Source organism: Pseudomonas sp. BNK-44-b (assembly GCF_047456245.1).
In the GTDB taxonomy this organism is placed as follows: domain Bacteria; phylum Pseudomonadota; class Gammaproteobacteria; order Pseudomonadales; family Pseudomonadaceae; genus Aquipseudomonas; species Aquipseudomonas machongensis.
Window position 1 is genome coordinate 2876182 of the sequence record NZ_CP179908.1, and the last position, 22623, is coordinate 2898804.

Annotated in this window: 14 protein-coding genes; 11 read left to right on the forward strand and 3 right to left on the reverse strand. The window is 66.3% G+C overall.

The window, feature by feature from the left end; translation table 11 throughout:
• Positions 1 to 18: 18 nt before the first annotated feature.
• Both ACMGGG_RS12990 and ACMGGG_RS12995 read right to left on the reverse strand, forming a co-directional pair.
• Entirely contained in the window at positions 19 to 741 is a 723-nt protein-coding gene (locus ACMGGG_RS12990) for a class II aldolase/adducin family protein (RefSeq protein WP_414155621.1), read from the reverse strand.
• A gap of 15 nt (positions 742 to 756) precedes the next feature.
• Positions 757 to 1812, reverse strand: a complete 1056-nt coding sequence (locus tag ACMGGG_RS12995) for an ABC transporter substrate-binding protein (protein WP_414155622.1) — start codon at positions 1810 to 1812, stop codon at positions 757 to 759.
• Positions 1813 to 2225: 413 nt separating this feature from the next.
• Here ACMGGG_RS12995 and ACMGGG_RS13000 point away from each other — a divergent pair, with 413 nt between their 5' ends.
• From ACMGGG_RS13000 to ACMGGG_RS13050, 11 genes are all read left to right on the forward strand, one after another.
• Positions 2226 to 3449, forward strand: coding sequence for an acyl-CoA dehydrogenase family protein (locus ACMGGG_RS13000; RefSeq protein WP_054891488.1), 1224 nt, complete (start codon positions 2226 to 2228; stop codon positions 3447 to 3449).
• A 70-nt stretch (positions 3450 to 3519) separates the two neighbouring features.
• On the forward strand, positions 3520 to 5295 hold the full coding sequence (locus ACMGGG_RS13005) for an ABC transporter ATP-binding protein (RefSeq protein WP_414155623.1): 1776 nt from the start codon (positions 3520 to 3522) through the stop codon (positions 5293 to 5295).
• Entirely contained in the window at positions 5288 to 7132 is a 1845-nt protein-coding gene (locus tag ACMGGG_RS13010) for an ABC transporter ATP-binding protein (RefSeq protein WP_063545204.1), read from the forward strand. The genes ACMGGG_RS13005 and ACMGGG_RS13010 overlap by 8 nt, the downstream gene beginning before the upstream one ends.
• Before the next feature lie 206 nt (positions 7133 to 7338).
• On the forward strand, positions 7339 to 8487 hold the full coding sequence (locus ACMGGG_RS13015) for an LLM class flavin-dependent oxidoreductase (protein ID WP_414155624.1): 1149 nt from the start codon (positions 7339 to 7341) through the stop codon (positions 8485 to 8487).
• Between the two features lie 20 nt (positions 8488 to 8507).
• Positions 8508 to 9575, forward strand: coding sequence for an ABC transporter substrate-binding protein (locus ACMGGG_RS13020; RefSeq protein WP_063545205.1), 1068 nt, complete (start codon positions 8508 to 8510; stop codon positions 9573 to 9575).
• The gene (locus tag ACMGGG_RS13025; protein WP_063545206.1) at positions 9572 to 10630 is read left to right on the forward strand and encodes an ABC transporter substrate-binding protein; all 1059 of its coding nucleotides are present in this window, start codon (positions 9572 to 9574) and stop codon (positions 10628 to 10630) included. Before ACMGGG_RS13020 ends, ACMGGG_RS13025 begins: the two co-directional genes overlap by 4 nt.
• Positions 10631 to 10973: 343 nt before the next feature.
• Positions 10974 to 13229, forward strand: coding sequence for a TonB-dependent receptor (locus ACMGGG_RS13030; protein ID WP_063545207.1), 2256 nt, complete (start codon positions 10974 to 10976; stop codon positions 13227 to 13229).
• Positions 13230 to 13319: 90 nt separating this feature from the next.
• Complete coding sequence (locus ACMGGG_RS13035; protein ID WP_063545208.1) at positions 13320 to 15767, forward strand: TonB-dependent receptor plug domain-containing protein; 2448 nt, start codon at positions 13320 to 13322, stop codon at positions 15765 to 15767.
• A gap of 157 nt (positions 15768 to 15924) precedes the next feature.
• On the forward strand, positions 15925 to 16680 hold the full coding sequence (locus ACMGGG_RS13040) for an ABC transporter permease (RefSeq protein WP_063545209.1): 756 nt from the start codon (positions 15925 to 15927) through the stop codon (positions 16678 to 16680).
• A gap of 10 nt (positions 16681 to 16690) precedes the next feature.
• Positions 16691 to 17446 (forward strand): ABC transporter permease, encoded by a 756-nt coding sequence (locus ACMGGG_RS13045; protein WP_112898499.1) that lies wholly within the window; start codon positions 16691 to 16693, stop codon positions 17444 to 17446.
• 11 nt (positions 17447 to 17457) lie between these two features.
• Positions 17458 to 18243: an ABC transporter ATP-binding protein gene (locus ACMGGG_RS13050; protein ID WP_054891498.1), complete on the forward strand. Its 786-nt coding sequence runs from the start codon at positions 17458 to 17460 to the stop codon at positions 18241 to 18243.
• Positions 18244 to 18247: 4 nt separating this feature from the next.
• Here ACMGGG_RS13050 and ACMGGG_RS13055 read toward each other — a convergent pair whose 3' ends face one another.
• The gene (locus ACMGGG_RS13055) at positions 18248 to 22573 is read right to left on the reverse strand and encodes an NEL-type E3 ubiquitin ligase domain-containing protein (protein WP_414155852.1); all 4326 of its coding nucleotides are present in this window, start codon (positions 22571 to 22573) and stop codon (positions 18248 to 18250) included.
• Positions 22574 to 22623 lie beyond the last annotated feature (50 nt).

Genomic DNA, 22623 nt, shown 5'->3' on the forward strand with positions numbered 1-22623 from the left:
TGCGAGAAATTGAACGGCTCAGTTGCGACGGTCGATGCCCGGCACCAGGCCCAGCTCGGTGGCGCGCTCGTACAGGCCGCTCATCTTCCATTGCTGGGTCAGCACCCCTGGCCCATAGGGGCGCGAGCCACCGAGCGCGTCGGCCAGCAACTGGATCTGCGCGCCCTCCTCCAGCAGCAGGATGAACTCGGCGGTGGCGCGCAGGCCCTGCTTGCCCCATACCGTAGCGCCGCCGTTGGCCTCCAGGATCGCCAGGTTGAAGGGGTTCTCGGCGATCTTGTCGAGGATGAAGTCCACCTCGGCCTGGCGTCGGTCGATGTAGACCGGCAGCTCGCGGGCCAACTGGTAGCGCTGCACCGGCACGTAGTGGAACGGCAAGGTGCGGTGGGTCTGGGCCCAGGCGCCGAGGTAGGGGCTGTGCACATGGGACACGGAGGTGACATCGGCGTGGGTCTGGAACAGCTTGGTGTAGCGGCCCAGCCCGCCCTTCGCCTTGCCGCGCACCACATTGCCGGCGAAGTCGCTGACACTGGCCTGCAGCGGCTGGTGGCGCTTCCACGGCCCGCCATAGTTCACCGATACCAGCAGCTCCTGGCCAGGCACCCGCTCGATGAAGCCGACGGTGCCATTGGCGGTGATGGTGTGGGTTTCACGGAACACGGTGAAGGCCGCTTCGGCCTCGGCCACCACTTGGTCGACGAAGGTGTCCAGGTCGATTTGCTCGTTGATCAGTACGGTCATCTCAGGTCTCCGGTATCAGGCGCGGCGCTGGGCCAGCAATTCATGGGCAGCTTGCAGGGGGCGATGGTCGACCCAGTCGGCGAGGTCGAAGTCGCGCTCGAGGAAGCCATGCAGGTTGAGAAAGGTCTTCTGCACGTCCAGGTAGTCCAGGCGTTGCGCCGAGAGGTCCGGCGCCAGGGTGGTGTGGAAATCGCCGCGGTACGCCTCGGCCACGCCCTGGCTGCCGGCGCGGGTTTCCTCCTCGAGAATGGCGTTGAGCGCATCGCGGTTGCCTGCAGCCCATTGGGCGGCACGCAGGGTCTGAGCGAGAAAGCGCACCACCAGATCGAAGTGATCGTCGAGCAGGCTCTGGTGCACGGTGATCGGCCTTGGCGTGCCGTTGTTGATGCGGTGGCGCGGATCAGGCAGTGCGTCGAGGTCGACACCGACCACCAGGCCCAGGCGCCGCGCGGCATCGGCGGCGGCTGCGCCCTTGACGTACACCGCATCCACCTCGCCGCGGGCCAGGTAATCAAGGCCCGACCACAGGCGCTGCAGGCCCAATTGCGGAGTTTCGGCCCGAGTCTGGTCGAGCAGCGCCACCTCTTTGAGGTGCACGTCGTCCAGGCTCAGGCCGGCCGAGGCCAGGGCCCCCTTGTAGCCATGCAGGCTCATGGCCCGAGCGATGCTGCCGGGGCGGTTGTCGCCCCAGGCCGGCAGTGCCAGGCGCTTGCCGCGCAGGTCGGCGGCACTGCGAATGCCCGAGTCGGGGCGTACCAGGATGGTCTGCCATTCCTCGATCCAGGTCAGGCCGATCAGCCGGCTCGGTGCACCGGCAGCACGGGCCGCCAGCGCCGGCAGGTTGCCGCCTTCGCGAAACAGCCCGGGGAGTTGGTGATCATAGTGATGCTGGCCGAGCTGACGGGCCTCCTGAAGGGTTTCCACCGGCAGGCCGTCGGCGGCGAATTCTTCGTTTAGCCAGCCGAGCTTGTAGGCGATACCCGAAGCGGTCGGGACGGGGCAGCGCGTGAACCAGATGCGCTCCAGACGCGTGTCGGCGGCTGGCAGTACAGGGGCAGTGGCGAGGGTCATGGGGTCGCTCCTTGAGGGTCGTGACAGCGCTATTGCAGCGCCCGTGCCAACGGCTGCAGGCCCCGAATCACGGGGCCCAGGCCAAGGCTTCGGGGGGACGAGTGCTGATTGGCGGGCAGGATTGCGGGGTGGCTGCTGCCAGATCAGCAGTGGCCGGGATGGGGGTGTTGCTGGGGCAGCAATCGACGTTGTGAGTAGCGCTGTAAGCCTTGTGCCGCAAGGGTTTCGGCGGTGTGGCAAAGAAGTTGCTCTAGGTCTGGCAGAGCGTGGGGCCGCTGCGCGACCCATCGCGGGACAAGCCCGCTCCCACAGGAACCCCCGGCGTCATTGGAAGCGGCGCCGTACCTGTGGGAGCGGGCTTGTCCCGCGATGGGCTGCGCAGCGGCCCCCCAGACCCCCATCGAGGAAACCCCATGACAACGCCCACCCACCGCCGCCTCACCAGCGAAACCGAGGCCATCGAAGTCGCCCGCCAGGTCGCCGAGGAAATCGCCGCCATCGCTGCCGACCCACGCAACAACGGCCAACTCCCTCGCCGCCAGGCTGAGCTGCTGTCCAGCAGCGGCCTCACCGCCATCGGCGTGCCTGCGGCACTCGGCGGGCTCGGTGCCTCCGTCGCCACCCTTGTCGAAACCGTGCGCCTGATCTCGGTCGCCGACGGTGGCGTGGGCCAATTGCTGCAGATTCACAACGTCATGCTGCGCGGCGTCGTCAGCGGCTATCCGGATGAAGTACGCGATCGCCTGGTCGCCGACCTGCTGGCTGGAAAGCGCCTGGGCAATGCCCTGGCCGAGGTCGGCGGCAAGAACAAGTTCGCCCTCAAGACCCGCGTCGAGCGCCGCGCGGACGGCAAGCTGGTGCTCAACGGCAGCAAGTTCTACTCCACCGGCGCCTACCTGGCCGAGTGGATCTCGCTGACCGCCGCCAGCGACGACGGCGGCGTCGGCGTGCTGCTGCAGCGCGATACGCCAGGCCTGACACTGATCGACGATTGGGACGCCTTCGGTCAGCAGAACTCGGTCAGCGGCACCGTCAACTTCGAAGACATCGTCCTCGACGAGCGCTATCTCTCGCGCCGTAACGGGCCGATGAAGCGCACCGGCCTGACCTTCCCGCAGATCCTCCACGCGGCCATCGACACCGGCATCGCCGCCGGCGCGCTGCAGGCGGCCACCGCCTACCTGCGCGAGCATGCCCGGGCCTGGGTTGAAAGCGGCGTCGAACGGGCCAGTGACGAGCCCCATGTGATCCGCCAGATTGGCGAATACGCCGTGGCCCTGCGCGGGGCAGAGTCGGTGCTGCGCGATGCTGCACGGGTGTTCGACGAACACGAGCGCGACCCGGAGAACAAGGCGTTGCAGGACGAACTGATCCTCTCGGTGGCCACCGCCCGCGCCCATGCCGACAGCGCCTCGCTGAAAATCGCCAGCGACCTGTTCTCGCTGCTGGGTGCCAGCGCCAGCCTGAGCAAGTGGAACCTCGATCGCTTCTGGCGCAACGCGCGGGTGCACACCACTCACGATCCGATCCGCTGGCGCCTGCACAACGTCGGCAATTACTACCTCAATGGCGCGGATCCCGGCGAGTACACCGCCATTCTCAATGCCAAGGAGGCCCAGGGCGCGACGCGCCGCTGAATCCGCAGCGGCCACGTCGCGGGGCAAGCCCGTGCCGTGGCCGGCACATCCACTCCCTTCGGACATCTGTATGCCCCACCCTCTGCTGCGCGCCCTGGCCATCTACCGCGAGATGCCCTGGCGCTTTCTTCTGGTCGCCTCGCTCTACATCGCCGGCAACCTCGGCCTGGTATGGCAGCAATGGCTGATCGGCCATGCCGTCAACGACGTCAGCGCCGGTCACGCCGTGGTTCGCCAGGCCGACGGCAGCCTCGACGCCAGTGTCGCCTGGTACTGGCTGTGGCTCTTGCTGGCCATCGCCCTCGGCCGTGGCCTGCTGCAGTACGCGGCTGCCGTACTGTCGCTGGTGCTCAGCCAGGCGCTGCTCACGCGCCTGCGCGAACGTATCCTCGAACAGGTACAGGCCCTGCACCTGGGCTACCACTGGCAGCACGGCATGGGCGAACTGGTGACCCGTACCACCCGCGATGCCGACAAGGTCCGCGATGCGCTGATCACCTTCTGGCGGCAGATCGTCGAAACACCCCTGGTGGTGCTGGCGGTGGTCGGCCTGCTGGCCTGGTACGACCCGCTGCTGGGCCTGGTACCGCTGCTGCTGACCGGTGTCGGCCTGTGGTTGTTCGTGGTACAGACCGAGCGCCTGGTCACCCTCGACCGCGCCGTAGGTGCCGCCTATGACCAGGTCAGCCAGGACCTCGCCGAAGGCATCGGCGGCGTGCGGGTGATCAAGGCCTTCGGCCTGGAACAGACACGCATCGAACGCTTTGCCGCGCAGGTGGCAGTGTTCTCCGGGCATGCCCGTGCCGCCCTCGCCTACGCCGCCTCGCGCATTCCCCTGCCGCAGGCGGTGGTGGCGCTGGGGCACGCCTGGGTGTTGGTCCATGGCGCTCACCTGGTGGCGAACGGGCGACTGGGAATCGGCGAGCTGGTGACCTCGCTGCTGCTGGCCACGACTTTGGTATTTCGCATCGAGGGCATCGGCCGGGTCATGCAGACTTTCGCCGACGCCCGTGCCAGCGCCGAGCGCATCTGGCAACTGCTCGACGAACCGCCAGCGATCAGCAGCAGCCCTCAGGCCTTGCCCCGAGGGCCGTTGGGCCTGAAGTTCGAGAAGGTACGGGTCGGCGCGCCGAACGGCGGACGTGACATCCTGCACGACTGCTCGCTCACCCTGCAGCCCGGCGAAGTGGTCGCGCTGGTGGGCGCCACCGGCACCGGCAAAAGCCTGCTGGCCAGCCTGTTGCCACGCCTGGCCGATGTTCAGGGCGGTGCCGTGCTGATCGGCTCCGAGCAACACGGCTGGCAGGATGTGCGTGGGTTGGACCTGGCAGAACTGCGTCGTCGCGTGCAGGTGCTGCCCCAGGAAAGCTTCCTGTTCTCCGACAGCCTGGCGGCCAACCTGCGACTGGCAGCCCCCTACGCCAGCGACCAGCAACTGCGCGAGGGCCTGCGACTGGCTGCGGCAGAGGACATCCTGGAGCGTCTGCCCCATGGCCTGGATACACCGCTGGGCGACCGTGGTGTAACGCTCTCCGGCGGCCAGCGCCAGCGCCTGTGCCTGGCCCGCTCGCTGCTCGGCACCCCGGACATCCTCTGCCTGGACGACGCCACCAGCGCCCTCGACGCCCACGCCGAGCGGCGGGTCTTGGACAACATCCGCCGCCTGCGCGGCGATCAGGGCCACGCCCCCACCCTGCTGCTGATCACCAGCCGCCTCTCCACCCTGCTGCTCGCCGACCGCGTGCTGGTGCTGGACAACGGCCGTATCGCCGCCAGCGGCAGCCACGCCGAACTCAGCGCGCACAACGCCCATTACCGCGACCTGCTGGGGATCGAGCATGACTGAGCCACGCAAGACCCCGAGCGACCTCGAGATCGAACAGACCCTCGCCCGCCAGGCCCTGGACCGCGGCATGCTGCACCGCCTGCTGCCGCTGATGCAGCCGATCCGTAGCGCGATCCTGACCGTGATCGGTATCGAGCTGCTGCTGGTGTTCACCGTGTTTCTGCGGCCCTGGTTCGTGCGCGAGCTGCTCGACCGTGGGCTGATCCACGACGGCGACCACTGGCTGCTGGACGAACGCCTGGTGCTGTGGCTGGGCCTGGCCCTGGCGGCCAGCTGGCTGGTGCGTTTCCTGCTCGCGGGGGTGTCGCAGTTCATCGCAGGCTCCGCGGCGATCCGCGTGCTGAACGATCTGCGGGTGAAGGTGTTCAGCCATGTCCAGGCACTGTCGGTGAGCTACTTCGACCAGACCCGCGCCGGGCGCATCATCTCTCGCGCCGACCGTGACGTGGATGCCCTGGAACCGTTGCTGGTACAAGGTCCGCCGGAGCTGCTCGGCGCCCTGCTGCGCTGCGGCCTGGCCTCGGTGATGCTGTGGCGCATCGAGCCAAGCTTCTTCTTCAGCCTGGCAGGTACGGTGCCGCTGCTGGTGCTGGCGACCTGGCGCTTCAAGCGCATCTCCCAGCGCAACTGGGCAAAGGTTGCCGAGCAGCGCAGCCGCTTCACGGCGCACCTGGTCGAGAGCGTCAACGGCGTGCGGCTGATCCAGCAGTGCGGCCAGGAAACGGCCAATGCACAGCGTTACCGGCGCCTGTTGGAGGACTTCAACCAGGCGCTGATCCGCGGGAGTTTGCGCGCGGGCTGGTTCGCCCCCTTCACCGCGCTGCTCAGCACCGCCGGCATGGCCGTGCTGTTGCTGGTCGGCGCCCATGGCCTGGCGCAAGGCACGGTCAGCGTCGGCCAGGTGGCCGAGAGCCTGTTCTATGTGTTCCTGTTCCTCGGCCCGCTGCAGGAGCTGTCGGACCTGTTCGAACGCTACGCCACAGGCTCCGCCTCGGCCCAGCGAATCTTTCTGCTGCTCGACACCCGTCCGCAACTGCTCGACCCGGACCGCCCTCGACCGCTGGGCCGGGCGCGCGGGCAAGTGGATTTCGAGCAGGTCGAATTCGCCTATCACCCCCAGGCCACAAGGCCGGTGATCGACCGCCTGGACCTGCATGTGCCCGCAGGCCAGGTGCTGGCCATCGTCGGCCCCTCCGGACATGGCAAGAGCACCCTGGTGCAATTGCTGACGCGCTTCTACGACGTGCACGCTGGCGCGGTGAAGCTGGACGGCATCGACCTGCGCCACCTGTCGCAGCACGAGCTGCGGCGCAATGTCGGGGTGGTGCTGCAGGACAACGTACTGTTCAGCGGCAGCATTCTCGACAACCTGCGCCTGGCCGCACCGCAGGCTGATGACGCCCAGCTGATTGCTGCGGCGCGCGAGCTGGGCGCTGACGAGGTGCTGGAGCGCCTGGCGCAGCAATACCACACCGAAGTCGGCGCACTGGGCTCGCACCTGAGCCATGGCCAGCGCCAACTGGTGTGCCTGGTGCGGGCCTACCTGGCGGACCCAGCAGTACTGGTGCTGGACGAAGCCACTTCAGCGGTGGATGTACATACCGAGCGGCGCATCCAGCGGGCGCTACGACGCCTGTGCGAAGGGCGTACGGCGATCGTCATCGCCCACCGCCTCGCAACCATCCGCGATGCCGACCGGATTGCCGTGGTGCGCCATGGACGGGTTGTGGAGCACGGATCGCACGGCCAGTTGCTAGCCCTGGATGGTGCTTATACAGCGCTGCATAACGCCTACATGCGCAGCGCCGCAGCGCTCGAAACAACCTCGCAACCCTGAAGTCGCACGTGCAGGGCCTCGGGGGATGGCAACGGCGCACCGCAGCGCCCTGCTGCTCCCCCAGCAACCATTGCTGGCGGGGTGTTGCCACAGACGCACCCCGCTCTCCTCGCATCGCCCGAGCCCGCGCCCCACGGGGTGCGCCGCGGCAATGGCACAGCCGTTGCACCCCTGAATCCATTCGCTCATTGCTCACAGGAGCCCCCATGTCCACCGAATTCTTCTGGCGCCTGCCGCTGGGCACCGACGGCCCGCAGTTGTCCACCGACCGCCACAACCGTGGCGCCCCCCGGCACCGCCCCGGCAACATCGCGCCTGGACGCCTGCCCAGTGGCGAGGCCGACGGTTTCAGCTATATCGACTATATCGCCCAGGTGGCCAAGGCCGCCGAACTGGCCGGTTTCGAAGGGGCGCTGCTGCCCACGGGGCCGGAGCCGTGGATCGCGGCGGCGGCATTGGCGCGCGAGACCCGACGCATTCGTTTCCTGATCGCCTTCCAGGCCACCTGGACCCTGCCCGCGTACGCTGCGCAACAGGCTGCGATCCTGCAGAACCTCAGCGGTGGGCGGCTGGACTGGAACATCATCACCGGCGGCAATCCCGCCAGCCAACGCGCCAATGGCGACTTCCTCGAACACGACCTGCGCTACAAGCGCACCGGCGAATTCCTCGACGTGATCCAGGGCCTGTGGAGCAACGACAGCTTCTCCTACCAGGGTGACATCTACCGCCTGGAGCACGGCAGCCTGCCGCCGGGCCCGCAGCACGAGCGCAAGCCGGGGGTGTATTTCTCCGGGTTCTCCGACGCGGCACTGGAGGTCGCCGCGCGTCACGCCGACGTGTACCTGAACTGGGCCGAGCCGATCGACAAGCTCAAGCCGCACCTTGAGCGGGTTCGCGAACTGGCCGACAAGCAAGGGCGCAGTGTGCGCTTCGGCCTGCGTGTCGACCTGTTCGCCCGCGAGACCGAAGACCAGGCCTGGCGCGAGCTGCGCCAGCAGTTCGAGCGCCTGGAGGGCAACGCCAGCAGCACGGCGAAACGCTTCATCACCGGCTCCGATTCTGTCGGCGGCGCACGCCAGGCCGCTTATCACCAGCACCTGGAAGGCTTCGACGAGTTGATCCTGGCCCGCAACCTCTGGGCCGGTTTCGCCAAGGCCAAGCCCGGCCCGACCGTAGGCCTGGTCGGCAGCCACCAGAACATTGCAGAACGCCTGGCCGAATACCGCGATGCCGGTTTCTCCACCTTCATCCTGGCCGCCAACCCGCATCTTGAAGAAGCGCTGCGCATCGGCCAGGAAGTGCTGCCGCTGGTGCAGCAACCGGCTGCCACCCCTTTCAAGGCCCGCGCCTGAATCCTTGCAGAGACCTCACCATGAGCCATCCCCTCGACACCCTCTGGTACACCCGCTGTCCGGTTCCCACCGGGCTTGGCATCGCCGTCCAGCAAGGCTGGCTGCAGGCCGACCTGTCTGCCCTCGGCACCCAGGTCCAGTCGCTGCGCGAAGCCGACGACCAGGCCGTGCGCGAATCGCACTTCGACCACAGCCTGCGCAACTCGGTGCGCCATGGCGGCAGCATCCCGGCGATCTGGGCCCGCGCCCAAGGCCGCGAAACCCGCGTGATCGGCCTGTCGTGGGCAGACGAGGCGCAGTTGATCCTGAGCCTTCCGGGCAGTGGCATCCGCACGGTCAAGGACCTTGCCGGGCGGCGCTTCGGCCTGCCCGACTGGGCCGCGGCACAGATCGACTTCACCCGCGCCCAGGCCCTGCGCGGGCTGGAAAACGCCTTGCGCCTCGAGGGCCTGCAGGTGGGGGACGTGCAGTTGGTCAACTACCGCTACGACGGCACCTTCAGCGACCGCCCGGTGCGTAACGTGGCCGGCACGCCGGTCTCCACCACCCAGACGGCCGGACGCAATCTGGAGTTGGCCGGGCTGCTGCGTGGCGAGGTCGACGCGATCTTCCTCAAGGGTGCCAGCGCCGTGCAGTTGGCCCATGCCTTTGGCCTGCACACGGTGATCGACACCGGTGCCCATCCCGACCCGCTGGTGCGCAGCAACAACGGCACCCCGCGCACCCTGGCGGTGGACAGCCACCTGCTCGCCCAGCATCCGCAGGTCGCCCGCACGATCCTTGCCGCCGTGTTGCGCGCCGAAGACTGGGCCCAGCGACACCCTGACGAAACCCGCCGCTACCTGGCCCGCGAAACCAACAGCAGCGAGTACTGGGTCAGCGTCGCCTACGGCAACGATGCCCACCTGCGCCTGCGCACAGCCCTGGACGAGCAGGCCCTCGCCGCCCTGCAGGACTTCGTCCATTTCCTCAAGCGCTGGCGCTTCATCCCCGCCAGTTTCACGGTCAGCGACTGGATCGACCGCGGCCCACTGGACGCGCTGCTGGCCAACACCCCTGCCATGGAAAGGACCTCCGTCGCCCTATGAGCAAGCCACTGGAAACCCTCTGGTACACCCACAGCCCGGTGCCCACCGGGCTCGGTATCGCCGTGCAGTCCGGACGCCTGGCCCAGGCGTTTCAACCGTTCGGCACCAATATCCAATCACTGCGCGAGTCCAGCGAACGGGAGGTGCGCGAAGCCCACTACGACCATCACCTGCAGAACTCGGTGCGCCACGGCGGTAGCATCCCGGCGATCTGGGCCTATGCCAGCGGCGTCCAGACCCGGGTGTTGGGGCTGTCGTGGATCGACGAGGTCCAGCTGATTCTCACCACTGAAGAAAGCAGCGTGCGCACGATCCGCGACCTGAAGAATCGCCGCTTCGGCCTGCCGAAATGGGCCAACGTGCAGATCGACTTCACCCGCGCCCAGGCCCTGCGCGGCCTGGAAAACGCGCTCAAGCTCGAAGGCCTGTCGGTGGCCGATGTCGAGCTGGTCGACTATCCCTACGGCGGCACCTACAGCGACGACCCCAAGCACCACCTGCACGGCTCCGCCGTCAGCCTGGGCACCAGCCGCTTCAGTCGGCGCAACAACGAACTGATCGGCCTGCTGCGCGGCGATATCGACGCCATCTTCCTCAAGGGTGCGCACGCGGTCAGCCTGGCCCACGAGTTCGGCCTGCGCGTGGTGGTCGATACTGGCAGCCATCCCGATCCGCTGATTCGCAGCAACAACGGCACGGCGCGGACCCTGACGGTCGATACGCACTTGCTGCACGAGCATTTCGACGCCAGCGTGACCTTGGTCGATACCGTGCTGCGCACCGAGCAATGGGCCTGGGCCAACCCCGAGGAGACCCGGCGTTTTCTGGCCCGTGAGCTGAACACCAGCGAGTACTGGGTGGCAGCCGCCTATGGCGAGGATGCCCACCGGCGATTGCGCACCACCCTGGACAATCGCTCGATCGAGGCGCTGCAGGACTTCACCGAATTCCTCCACCGCTGGGGGTTCATCCCGCGGCGCTTCGACGTGCGCGAGTGGATCGATTTCAGTGTGCTGGAGAAGGTGATCGGCTCGACGTCGCGGCTGGCGGTCTGAGCGTAGGTCCACATAGGGCGTAACGGCCCTCAGCACTACACCCCGTGGGAGCGGGCTTGCCCGCGAAAAAGACACCGCGCTGCCTGGCACGGGCTACGCCCGTGTTCGCGGGACAAGCCCGCTCCTACAAGGGCCACGCCGACCTGCTGCCCAAGCAACATCCCCCCGCCCCATTGCTGCCCCAGCAGCACCCCGCAAACAGCCCCTTGCTGCCCCGCCCGCAACCGCGCCGAAAAGCCTTCTTTAAATCAAAGAAAATCAATATAAAACAATCACTTGCAGATACTGGCACAGTCCCTGCTCTACCCCTCCCCAACAACACTTGAAACACGGGGAGAACCACATGCACCAGCTCAACCCTCTGGCCCGCCAGATAGGCCTGGCCCTGCTGCTGGCCGGTGCCGGCAACCAGGCCTACGCCGCCACCGAAACCAGCGAAGAAAAGAAAACCGAACCCGCCCTCGAAACCGTCACCGTCACTGCCCAGCACCGCGAACAGACGCTGCAGGAAGTGCCCGTCGCGGTCTCGGCGATCAAGGGCACCCAGCTCACCGCCGACGGCGTTCGCTCGATGGGCGACATCACCACCTTCGTGCCCAACGCCTCGGCCAAGAACCCCGATGGCGACGGCCGCCCACGCTGGTACATCCGTGGCCTGGGCACCGGCGACACCGGTGCGGCGACGGTCTACCCGGTGGGCATCTATGCCGACGACGTCTACCTCAACGCGCCCATTGCTGGCGGCGGGCCGCTGTTCGACCTGGAACGCATCGAGATCCTGCGCGGGCCACAGGGCACGCTGTACGGCAAGAACACCACGGCCGGCGCCGTGAACGTCATTTCCAAGAAGCCGACCTTCGACACCGACGGCTACGGCACCGTCGGTTTCGGCAGCAAGAACGAGCGCATCCTCAACGGTGCACTGGGCGGCACCCTGGTGGATGAAAAGCTCGCCGGCCGGGTGTCGCTGTATTCCGAGGAGCGCGACGGCTTCCAGAAGAACGACTTCGATGGCAATACCTATGGCGACGTGAACAAGAAGGCCATCCGCCTGCAGTTCCTCGCCCAGCTCAACCCCGATCTGGATGCCCTGCTGAAGCTGCACAGTCGCCAGTTCAAGGGCGATGGCAGCAACGGCTCGCTGCCAGTTGGCCGTTACTACAACGTCGGCTACCAGCGCCCCAATGGCCGCGACATTTCGCTCAACGTCAACGAGGACTATCGCCTCGACCACGATGGCGCCTCGCTGACCTTCAACTGGTACCTGGGCGACTACACCCTGACCTCGATCAGCGCCTACGACTACATCCGCAACCGCTCCACCACCGACGCCGACTACACCCCCTATGAAGTCAACGGCGCCTCGATCACCGACAACGCCTATCGCCAGTGGTCGCAGGAGCTGCGCCTGGCCTCGCCGCAGGACCGCCCCCTGCACTGGCTGGCCGGCGCGCATTATTTCCACGAGAACCTCGACAGCTCGGCCCAGCGTATCGTCGCGCCTGGCCCGACGCCCAACGGCACCGGCTCCAACCAGGTCGGCAGCACCGCCTATCGCAACCAGGACTTCGACCACCGCACCGACAGCTATGCGCTGTTCGGCAACGTCACCTATGACTTCACCGATGCCTTCAGCCTGACCGGTGGCCTGCGCTGGACCCAGGAGAAAAAGGATATCGACCTGGACCTGGTGCAACTGACCCGCGCCACCGCCAATGGCCCGCTGATCCCCATCGCCGGCGCTGGCAGCAATGGCAATCGCCAGCAGGACAAGACCTGGGAGGCCTGGACCTACGACCTCACGCCCGAGTACCGCATCAACGACAACCTGCGAGTGTTCTTCCGCTATGCCCATGGCTTCCGTTCTGGTGGCTTCAACACCGGGCTGTCCACCAGCCTGGCGCAGTTGACCACGGTGGATCCGGAAGAGCTCGACGCCTACGAGCTGGGCCTGAAATCCGAGTGGTTCGACCGGCGCCTGACGGTCAACGCCAACGTCTTTTACTACGACTACTCGGATATCCAGGTGAACCTGCTGACGGTCAACAACGGCGTGCTGACCACCGCCTTGACCAACGGCGCCAAGGGCAAGGTCAAGGGAGCGGAGCTGGAGATCGAGGGCCAGCCCACCGAACGCCTGCACCTGCGCGCAGCGCTGTCGTTCCTGGACACCGAGTACACCGACTTCAAGAACGTCAACCCCGCCACCGGCGCGGTGACCGCCGACTACAGCGGCAACAGCTTCGTGCGTTCGCCACGCAACGTGGTCTCGCTGGGCGCCGACTACACCCTGCCCCTGGATGTGCCAGGGCGCGTGGTGGCCGGCGGCGACGTGAGCTTTCGCGACAAGGAATATTTCCTGGCCGACCGCCAGAGCAGCGGCGCCGACGAAACCCTCAGCCAGCCCCACTACACCCTGGCCAACGCGCGCCTGAGCTGGTTCAGCGCCGACGACAAGCTCAGCGTCACCGGCTTCGTCAACAACCTCACCGACCGCCGCTACCAGGTACACGGCCGGCCCAACGGCACCGCCGGGCAGTACGTGATCACCTACGGCGATCCGCGCACCGTGGGGCTTAGTGTCACCAGCCGGTTCTAGGTCGCTCTTGCGGGCCCTATCGCGGGCAAGCCCGCTCCCACAAGCGATAGGGTCAGCACAACCAACACACACTTCTAGCAGGAACCCCAGATGCCCCACCACACTCCCTTGGCACGCGCCATCGCCGTGGCCATCGCCGGCTTCGCCGTGCCCGCTTTCGCTGCCGAACCCAACGACCGACTCGACACCGTGGTCGTGGTCGGCACCCATAGAAGCGATGTGACCGCCCTGCAAAGCGCCGCCCCGGTGGACGTGCTCAGCGGCGAGAAACTGCGCGAGACCGGCGCCAGCGACCTGTCTGGCGCGCTGACCGCGTTGTCGCCGTCGTTCAGCTTCCCGCAATCGCCACAGGGTGCCTTCGCCGGCTCCATCGCCCAAGGCGCCTCGCTGCGCGGGCTGGCCTCCGACCAGGTGCTGGTGCTGGTCAACGGCAAACGCCGCCATACCAGCGCCAACGTCACCCGCCAGGGCCTGGTCAATGGCCGTGGCGCCGCCGCCGTGGACCTGAGCCTGATCCCGCTGAGCGCTATCGAGCGGGTCGAGATCCTGCGCGATGGCGCCGCCGCCCAGTACGGCTCGGACGCCATCGCCGGGGTGATCAACATCGTGCTCAAGGAACGCGACGACGGCGGCAACATCGGCTATCGCTTCGGCGGTTACGACAAGGGCGACGGCCTGCAGCGCAAGCTCAGCGGCTGGAAAGGCTTCGCCCTGCCCAACGATGGTTTCCTCACCCTGGCCTTCGATGCAGGCAGCCAGGACCCGGCCAGCGACACCCGCGATGACAACCGGATCTTCTACCCCGGCGACACCAGCATCAACACCCCGCGCGAGCAGAACAACCGCTACCGTAACTGGCGTTGGGGCTCAGGCAATGTGTCCGATCAGTACAATTTCACGGCCAACGCCGAGACCGGCCTCGGCGCCGGGCTGACGGCCTACGGTTTTGCCAGCTACGCGCACAAGAACACCGATGCCGAGGGCTTCTTCGACCCGCCCACCACCCTGCGCAACAACTACGGCAGCACAGCCCTGGCCCGCTACCCCGATGGTCGCCTGCCGATCACTCGCTACGGCCTGGAGGACTACGCGGCCACCGGTGGCCTGCGCTTCGAAGACGCCACCCTGGGCAACTTCGACCTGGCCTTGAACTACGGCAACAACCGCCTCGACTCCACCGACCGCGACGCCATCAACCCCAGCTGGGGCGCGGCCAGCCCGTCGACCATCTATACCGGCCGACGTGAAGCCGACCAGACCAACCTGACCCTGGACTGGACCCGCGATTTCGCCACGGACCTGCTGTTCAAGCCGCTGACGGTCTCTGCAGGCCTGGCCTGGCGCAAGGAGAACTACGAGCTAACCGCTGGCGACGCCGCCGGCTGGTCCAACGGCCCGCTGTTCAATACCCTCGACCCGATCACCGGCCGCCGCCTGCCGGGCTACTACTCGGGGATCACCCAGGTCGATGCCGCTTCGCTGGATCGTCGGGTGATCGGCGCCTACTTCGACCTCGAAGGGCAGATCACCGAGAAATTCCAGGCCGGACTGGCCGTGCGCAGCGAGCATTATTCGGACTTCGGTGACACCACCAACGGCAAGCTGTCGCTACGCTATGACTTCTCGCCGCAGATCGCCGCGCGGGCCAGCGCCAGCACCGGTTATCGAGCACCGTCCCTGGTGCAGAGCGGGCTTTCGTCGTTCAGCGTACAAGTCGTCGAACAGCCGCCTGGCAGCGGCAACTGGGTCGAGGTGCAGCAACGCACCCTGCGTGCCGACAGCCCCGAGGCACAGCTGCTCGGGGGCAAGGCGCTCAAGCCCGAGGAGTCGACCAACTTCTCCGTGGGGCTGGTCTGGCGCCCGCTGCCCAACGCCTCGCTGACCCTCGATGCCTACCGCATCGACATCGACAACCGCATCACCCTGTCGGACCAGTTGCCGGCGTCGGTGGTCTCGCCGATCTTCGCCGGTACGCCCTACGCCAATATCCAGAGCGCTGCGTTCTACAGCAACATCGCCGACACCCGCACCGATGGCATCGAGCTGGCCGGGCACTACGACCTGGACCTGGGTGCCTGGGGCCGGGTCAACCTCAACGGTGGCTATGCGCGCAATAACACCCGCATCACCGGCCTGGACAGTGTCGGCGGCATTCCCGGCAACCAGATCATCGGTCGCAACACCCAGGGCCTGATCGAAGACGGCACGCCCAAGGACAAGCTGACCCTGAGCGCCAACTGGCTGTACGACGGCTGGAGCATCACCCTGGCCCAGCGTCGCTATGGTGAATGGAAGAGCCTGAACGCCAGCAACCCGACGCTGGACCAGACGTTCAGCCCGCAGTGGGTGACCGACCTGGACGTGTCGTACCGCCTTGACCTGGGGCTGACCCTGTCGGTCGGTGCGATCAATCTGTTCGACAGCCACCCGGACAAGCTCGAAGGCGCGCAGCTGTATGGTGTGCCGAAGTATTCGATCACCAGCCCCGAGGGCGCACAGGGGGCGTTCTACTACACCAGCCTGAGTTACGACTTCTGACTCGGCGCGCGCCCCACTGCTGATCGACTGCTGCCCCAGCAGCAGCGTACTGCTGCGCCATCATCAGCGCCCATGGCCGAGCCCCGAAAACACGGGGCTCGGCACACTGGCACAGGTCTTGCGATATCCCCGTATCACCGATCACTCAAGGCCTTCCATGCGCGCCCTGCTCGTTCCTCTCTCCTGGTTGATCTCGCCCCTGGCCCTGCTCGCGTTGTGGGCCTCGGTGGCCGCTGCCGGGCTGTTTCCGGCCAACCTGCTGGTATCGCCGCTGGAGGTCTGGCGCAGCTTCCAGGAGCTGCTGGGCACCGGCGAGCTTCAGGAGCACCTGGCCGGCAGCCTCTCGCGGCTGGGGCTTGGCTTTGCCTTCGGCGCTCTGTCGGGCCTGGCCCTGGGCACGGCCATGGCCCTGTCGAAAACTGTCGAGGCCTATTGCGCACCGCTGTTCCATACCCTGCGCCAGGTCCCCAGCATCGCCTTGATCCCGATGTTCGTGTTGCTGTTCGGTATCGACGAGACCTTCAAGATCGTCATCGTCGCCAAGACCGCGTTCTTCCCCGTGGCCCTGGCCACCGGCGACGGTATCCGTGCCATCCCGCGCAGCCATTTCGAGGTGGCGGCGGTCTATCGCCTGGGTTGGCCGACCCTGGTCGCACGCATCGCCCTGCCCGCCGCCGTACCGGCCATCGTCACCGGCGTACGCGTGGCGCTGACCCGCGCCTGGGTGGTGCTGGTGGCCTGCGAACTGCTCGCCGCCGACAGCGGCCTGGGGCAGATGATCGAAATGGGGCGCCAGATGCTGCGCATCGATGTGGTGATGGTCGGCGTGGTGATCACCGGGGTGATCGGTTTCACCCTGGACTGTTCGCTGCGACGTGTGGAGCGGCGCCTGTCTGCCTGGCAGCGCAGTTGAGGAGCGAATGATGACTGTCCGACACTTGCGTGGCCTGTTACTGCCGCTGCTGCTGCTCGCGGCCTGGGAGTACGCCTCGCGCCAGGATGCAGCCGGCGCCTATGCCTTCGTGTCCTTGTCCAAGGTCGGCTCGGCACTGCTCGAGCTGCTTGGCAACGGCGAGCTGCCGGTCAACCTGCTGGCGAGCCTGGCGCGCACCAGCAGCGGCCTCGCCCTGGGCATGCTGGCCGGCATCGCCCTCGGCGCACTGATGGCCTTGTCGCCGTTGGCCAACCGCCTGACCGCACCGCTGTTCCATGCCCTGCGCCAGGTCCCGATGCTCGGCTGGATTCCGCTGATCGCCCTGTGGTTCGGCAATGGCGAGCCGGCCAAGTTGCTGATCGTGAGTGTGGCGGCGTTCTATCCGATGGTGCTCAACACCTACGAAGGCCTGCGCCAGGTCGACGTCCGCCAGCGTGAGGTCGGTCAGGTGCTGATGCTCGATCGCTGGCAGCAACTGCGCCTGATCCTGCTGCCCGGTGCCTTGCCGAGCATCGCCACCGGCGTGCTGCAGGCCCTGGCCTTCGCCTGGGTCACGGCCGTTGGCAGCGAGCTGTTCCTCGCCTCTGGCGCCGGCCTTGGCAACCTGATGATGAACGCCGAAGCCGGCGCACGGATGGAAGTGATCATCGTCTGTGTACTGTGCATCGGCCTGTGCGGCTACCTGATGACCTGGCTGTGCACCCGTTTCTGCCGGCGCCTGCTGCGCTGGCGCACCACTGATTGAAGGCCGCGACCATGAATGCCATCGCCCATCCCCACCCGCCTGCCGTGCAGGCCGGCGCCCTGCAGATCCGCCGCCTGAGCAAGGCCTATCGGCTCAAGGGCCAGACCCTGCCGGTGCTGCAGGACATCGACCTGGACATTCGTCCCGGCGAGTTCATCAGCATCCTCGGTGCCAGCGGCTGCGGCAAATCGACCCTGCTGCGGCTGATCGTCGGCCTGGACACCGATCACCAGGGCACGATCGTGCTCGACGGCCAACCGGTACGCGGCCCGGGCCTTGAGCGCGGCATCGTGTTCCAGGACCACCGCCTGTTTCCCTGGATGACCCTGCAGCAAAACATCGCCCTGGCCCTGAAGAACCACGCGCTGCCTGCCGAGGAAAAGCAGCGCCTGGTCGCCGAGCATATCGAGCTGGTTGGTCTGCGCGGCTTCGAACACGCCTATCCACACCAGTTGTCTGGCGGCATGGCCCAGCGTGCGGCGATTGCCCGGGCGTTGGTGAACAAGCCCAAGGTGCTGCTGCTCGACGAACCCCTGGGCGCGCTCGATGCCTTGACCCGGGTACGCCTGCAGCAGGAGCTGCAGCGCATCCGCGAGCGCGAGCGTTGCACCGTGGTGATGGTCACCCATGACATCGAAGAAGCGCTGTACCTGGGTGACCGAGTGATCGTGATGGATGCCCACCCGGGGCGCATTCGCGAAGACCTGCCTATCGACCTGGCACATCCACGCGAGCGCACCCATCCCGCCCTTCAGATCCTGAAACAGCGCCTGCTCGAGCAGCTCATGGCGCATTGAACCTTTAGCCTTTAACCCACGGATGCGCGTCCAGCATGCTCAGGGTGAACGCCAGGACCAACTCGTGCTCGGCAGCACTGCGCTCCTCGGCCAACGCCTCGATATTTTCCAGCACACTCTGCTCTGGCGCGGACTCGACCTCGGCCATCAGTGTTTCGAGGCGATCATGGTAGGGCTGGTTGAGCGTTTCGAATGCGTCGGGCTGCGTGTTGCGCAGATAGTCCTGCCAGAAGCTTCGCTGTACCAAGGATTCGGCAATGCGAGTATCGGTTTCCGCCTGCAGGATCGCCGTGCTGGCCGCACGCAGTTGTGTGTCCCCTACATCAGAGAACATCCGGTGGTACATGTAGCGTGACTGGGCCGGCAGCCCGAGCGGCCTGACCAGCCCGGCCCGGTATGCGAGATGCACCTCTACCTCGTCGTGCAAACCATAGGGGTTGGTGGCACGCGCCTGTTGAATGTGCTGGGCGGCGATTCTGTCGACCTCGTCCAGCCGATACAGCTCGCGGCCCAATTGCGTCAATGCGGGGCCGACCGCAGCGGGGGCCAGCCCGGCAGTGCGTGTGGCGACCAGGGCGCGGACTTCCAGCAGGCTGAGAATCAGCAGCATCTGGTCCGAGCAGGTTCGTGGCCCGGCAGCCTGCTGGAAGATCGCCTCGCGAACCTCGCTGTTCTGTACGCAGGCGTCGATCACCTGCCAGACCCTGCGCCGCAGGTCCAATCCCTGCAGTGCGTAGTCACGGGAACGGCCAAGATCATGAAGAAAGCGCATCAGGTCACTGCTGCCCGGTTCATGCACCAGTCCCGTCCATTGGCGCTCTCGCACCGTTCTCTCCACATCGGTAGAGCCTGCCAGCCAGAGTTCGAGCGACTCCTGCCCTCCCGGGACATGTCGGCGCAGGGGCAAGGCCACCGCAGCATCCTCTCCCATCGTGGTACGCAGTGCGGCCTGCGTGGCTTCCGGCAACGGATTGTCATGCAGGCTCAGGCCTGCCAGGCGACGACGCGAACGGGCAAGGGACGGGCTCATGTCGTTGATATTGTTGTCGCGCAGGTCGATATCCTCGAGCTGCGGATGCATGTACACCTCGACAGGCAGCTCGGCCAGACCAGTACCACGCAATGACAGACGCTGCAGGTTCTCCAGGGGACCAAGCGGCGGCAGTCGACCGATGGGGTTGTGCGCAAGGTCCAGGGTACGCAGCTGCGTCAACACGCTCAGCCTGGCCATGCCGGCTTCGTCGATGACGATCTGGTTGCCGGCCAGGCGCAGTTCGGTGAGCTGCGTCAGCACCTGAAGCCCGTCAGGAATACTGTCGATCAGGTTGTCACGCAGATCGAGGCTGCGCAGGTTGGCAAAGCGCGAGAGAAAATCTGCGCCGATTGTCGGCAGGTTCAAGCGGCGCAACGTCAGTTGGGTGACATGCTCGAACGTCACGCCCTCGGGGAGTACGGGCAGGCTGTCGAGCCATTCGCTGTCGATGATCAGCCGGTATTGGCCATCCTGCTCGGCACGCTTGCGCCGCCAGCAATGGCGGATGCGCCGGGCGACCAGGCGACGCCGCTCGAGCATGGGCACGCGGGTTGCCTCGCGACGCCAGGTGCCCAGGCTTTGGTTGAGGCGAATCATTAGCTGTTGCAGGTTGCGCAGGTGATCCCACAGGCCCTCGCCGCGTTGACGCACAGTCTCCAGGTAGGTTTCCACCTCGACGTCCGACAGGGTTGGAAAGACTTGCTGGTAGCCGCGCAGCAGCGCAAGACGTGACCCTTCGGGCCGGCCGCTCAACGGGTAACCGATGCGTCCGTCGCCCAAACGTTGTGGAGGGCGCAGCCCTGTACCGATGGGCGCCATGCCAATGAGGCGGGCCGCTTGCTCGCGCTGGGCAAAGGCGCGCTCGGCCAGGGCACTGGCCAGGTGCCGGGCAGAACTGGCCGCCTCGCCCAACTGCAGGCGTTGTGGGGCATCCAGATGCCACAGCAGGGCCTGGAACAGATCGTCCGTGGCGTAGGCACCCGGCATGGGCGTCCCTTGCGCATCGACTGCCAGATAGCCTTTCGCGGTCTTGATCATTCGACGCGTCTGGCTGGCAAGCGAATCGCCTACCTGTGCCAGCACCTGGCCGTCGAACTGTCCGTCACGCACCTCGACACGTACAGAGCTGTCCCAGGGCGACCAGGCCTGCAACAGTCCCAACGTCAGTTGTTCGGTATCCTGAACCACCGCGGCGGCCTGCTCGAAACCTGCACAGGCCCGATCAAGACGGGCGTCACGCAACTGCCATCGCGCACGCTCGGCCAACCCCAGTGGCACCCGCCCTTGCTCCAGCAGTTGCTGGAGCTGGTCAGCATTGGCCTGGTCGAGTAGCTCCTGGCCGGCACGCGTGGTGAGGGAGGGAAAATCACGGTGCAAGGGCTGCGCTGCCGGGACGGGTGTGGCCTGCTGCTCCTGGACGTGAGCTTCGAAGGCGGCGCCACGCAATTTGGGGAAGCTGGCGTGCAACTGATAACGCTGCGCCGCATCGTACAGGCGCGCTGGCGCAGGTGCATTTTCAAGGTGCAGGCGCCGTAGCTGCGACTCATCCATGCCAATGCTGCGCAGCAGCGGGCCGGCCATATCGTCACTCACCTGACGCAACCCTCTGCCCAGGCGGCGTATCAGCACGCCTTCCCCCTGCCATCGTTGGGCAGACTCCAGGGCATGACGCACGCCACCGGCGCCGTTGTCCTCAAGTGCGATGGTCGGCGCCTCGGGCCGGTTCGGATGCGCCACTGCGGCTACATCCGGGTCGGCGCCCAACCGGTAGGTCATCTCCTCGACCCCTTGATACGCGTGTCCGTCGTGGATTGCACGCTCACCGGGCGCCAGCGCCAACTCTTGCGTGGCATAACCCGGAAGATCGGCACGCGCCAGGCGCAGTTCACCATCGGCATTCTGTATGGGTGCCAGCTCGTCGACCTGCGCTACGCGCTCAAGCACCTTGCTGGCGCCGACCGTGAGACCGAGCATCGCAACGTTCTGCGCCACGGCCACAAGATGGCCAAGCGCAGCCTCGCGATCACCGAGCTCCCAGTCACGGTAGCCCTCATACACTTCTTCGGTCAGCTGCTCGGCGGTGATCGCCAGCAGTGGCAAGCCAAGTTCTGGAACGAAGAAACTGGCAATGCCCAGAATGTCGAGACCCAGGCCCTTGAGCCAGTGCAGGCGACGATCACGCTCGACGCTGTCGACCAGGCTGGTCGGTACGGCCAGCACCTTTGCATCGTCCAGCAGGGTATCGACCTGCACCTGGCGCAGGTGGGCGAACAGCGCGCCGCCGACAGACTGCCACCGACCATCCAGCTCGATGGTATCCTGCGGGCCGCCTTCGGCCAGCAACCGTTTCAGCACCTGAGCAAAATGCACGCGATCCTTTGCGCTGACGAAGCGCTGGAAGAACGACCAGTAATCAGCCTTACGAAAACGCTTGCCCAACGCTTTGAACAGCTCGGACCAGGAGCGGTGGATACTCAGTACGCCCTGCGGATCGTCCGGTATCCAGGCAATCAACTGTGCAAGCTGAGCATCTGCGCCCTCTTTTGCGGGCATCTGGAACACCACCACCCCCTGGATCTTGCGGCCCAGCAGGCGCATGTCCAGTGCCGTCAACGTGGCTGACTGGGGCGTCGCAGCGCAGACCTTTTGCAGCTCCGCCAGCATGTGCTCGTCGATATCGCCCTTGAGCCGCGCCAGCCACGCTGCAGCCTCCAGTCCCTCTCGCCAGCCCCGCTCGAGCAAGGCTTCATTGTTTCGGCGTACGGCATCGTTGCCAAACAGCACGCCCTTGAGATGCTGCTGGTAAAGCCCCCCCAGATCCAGGGAGCGACACAGGCCCGCAAAGGCCCGGGGCTGCAGGGCAAGCCTGTTGCCTTGCGCATCGACCACTGCCGACGCTGCCTGCCAGGCGACCTTCGATGTTTCGGCACGATCGAAATTATGCAGTGCCGAGGCCAGCAGACTGTTTTCGAAACTGCGAGTGACGATGCCATCCGGGACCCAGCCGACGCCTGACGGGAAGCGGATCTGGACTTCGCGCCGCAGCATGCTGCGACGCACATCCAACGAGGGTTGCACCCGTTTGTCCAACGCTTCGCTGAGCAAGGGCGCGGCGAATTCGTCCAGCGGCTGGATCTGCCCAAGCAAGGCGCGCACCGCATGCTGCGTACGTTGCTGGGCGCGCAACGCCCGGTGCAGTCCATCCAGTTGTTCGGGCTTGGCTGCGCTCAACCAATTGGGCAGACGGCTGGCGATCAGTGTATCGATCGTTTCATCGGGAAGGGATTGGGTCGACATGATACTGCTCCATCGCATTGAAAACGCGCATGAAGCCAGCGGGTGCAGAA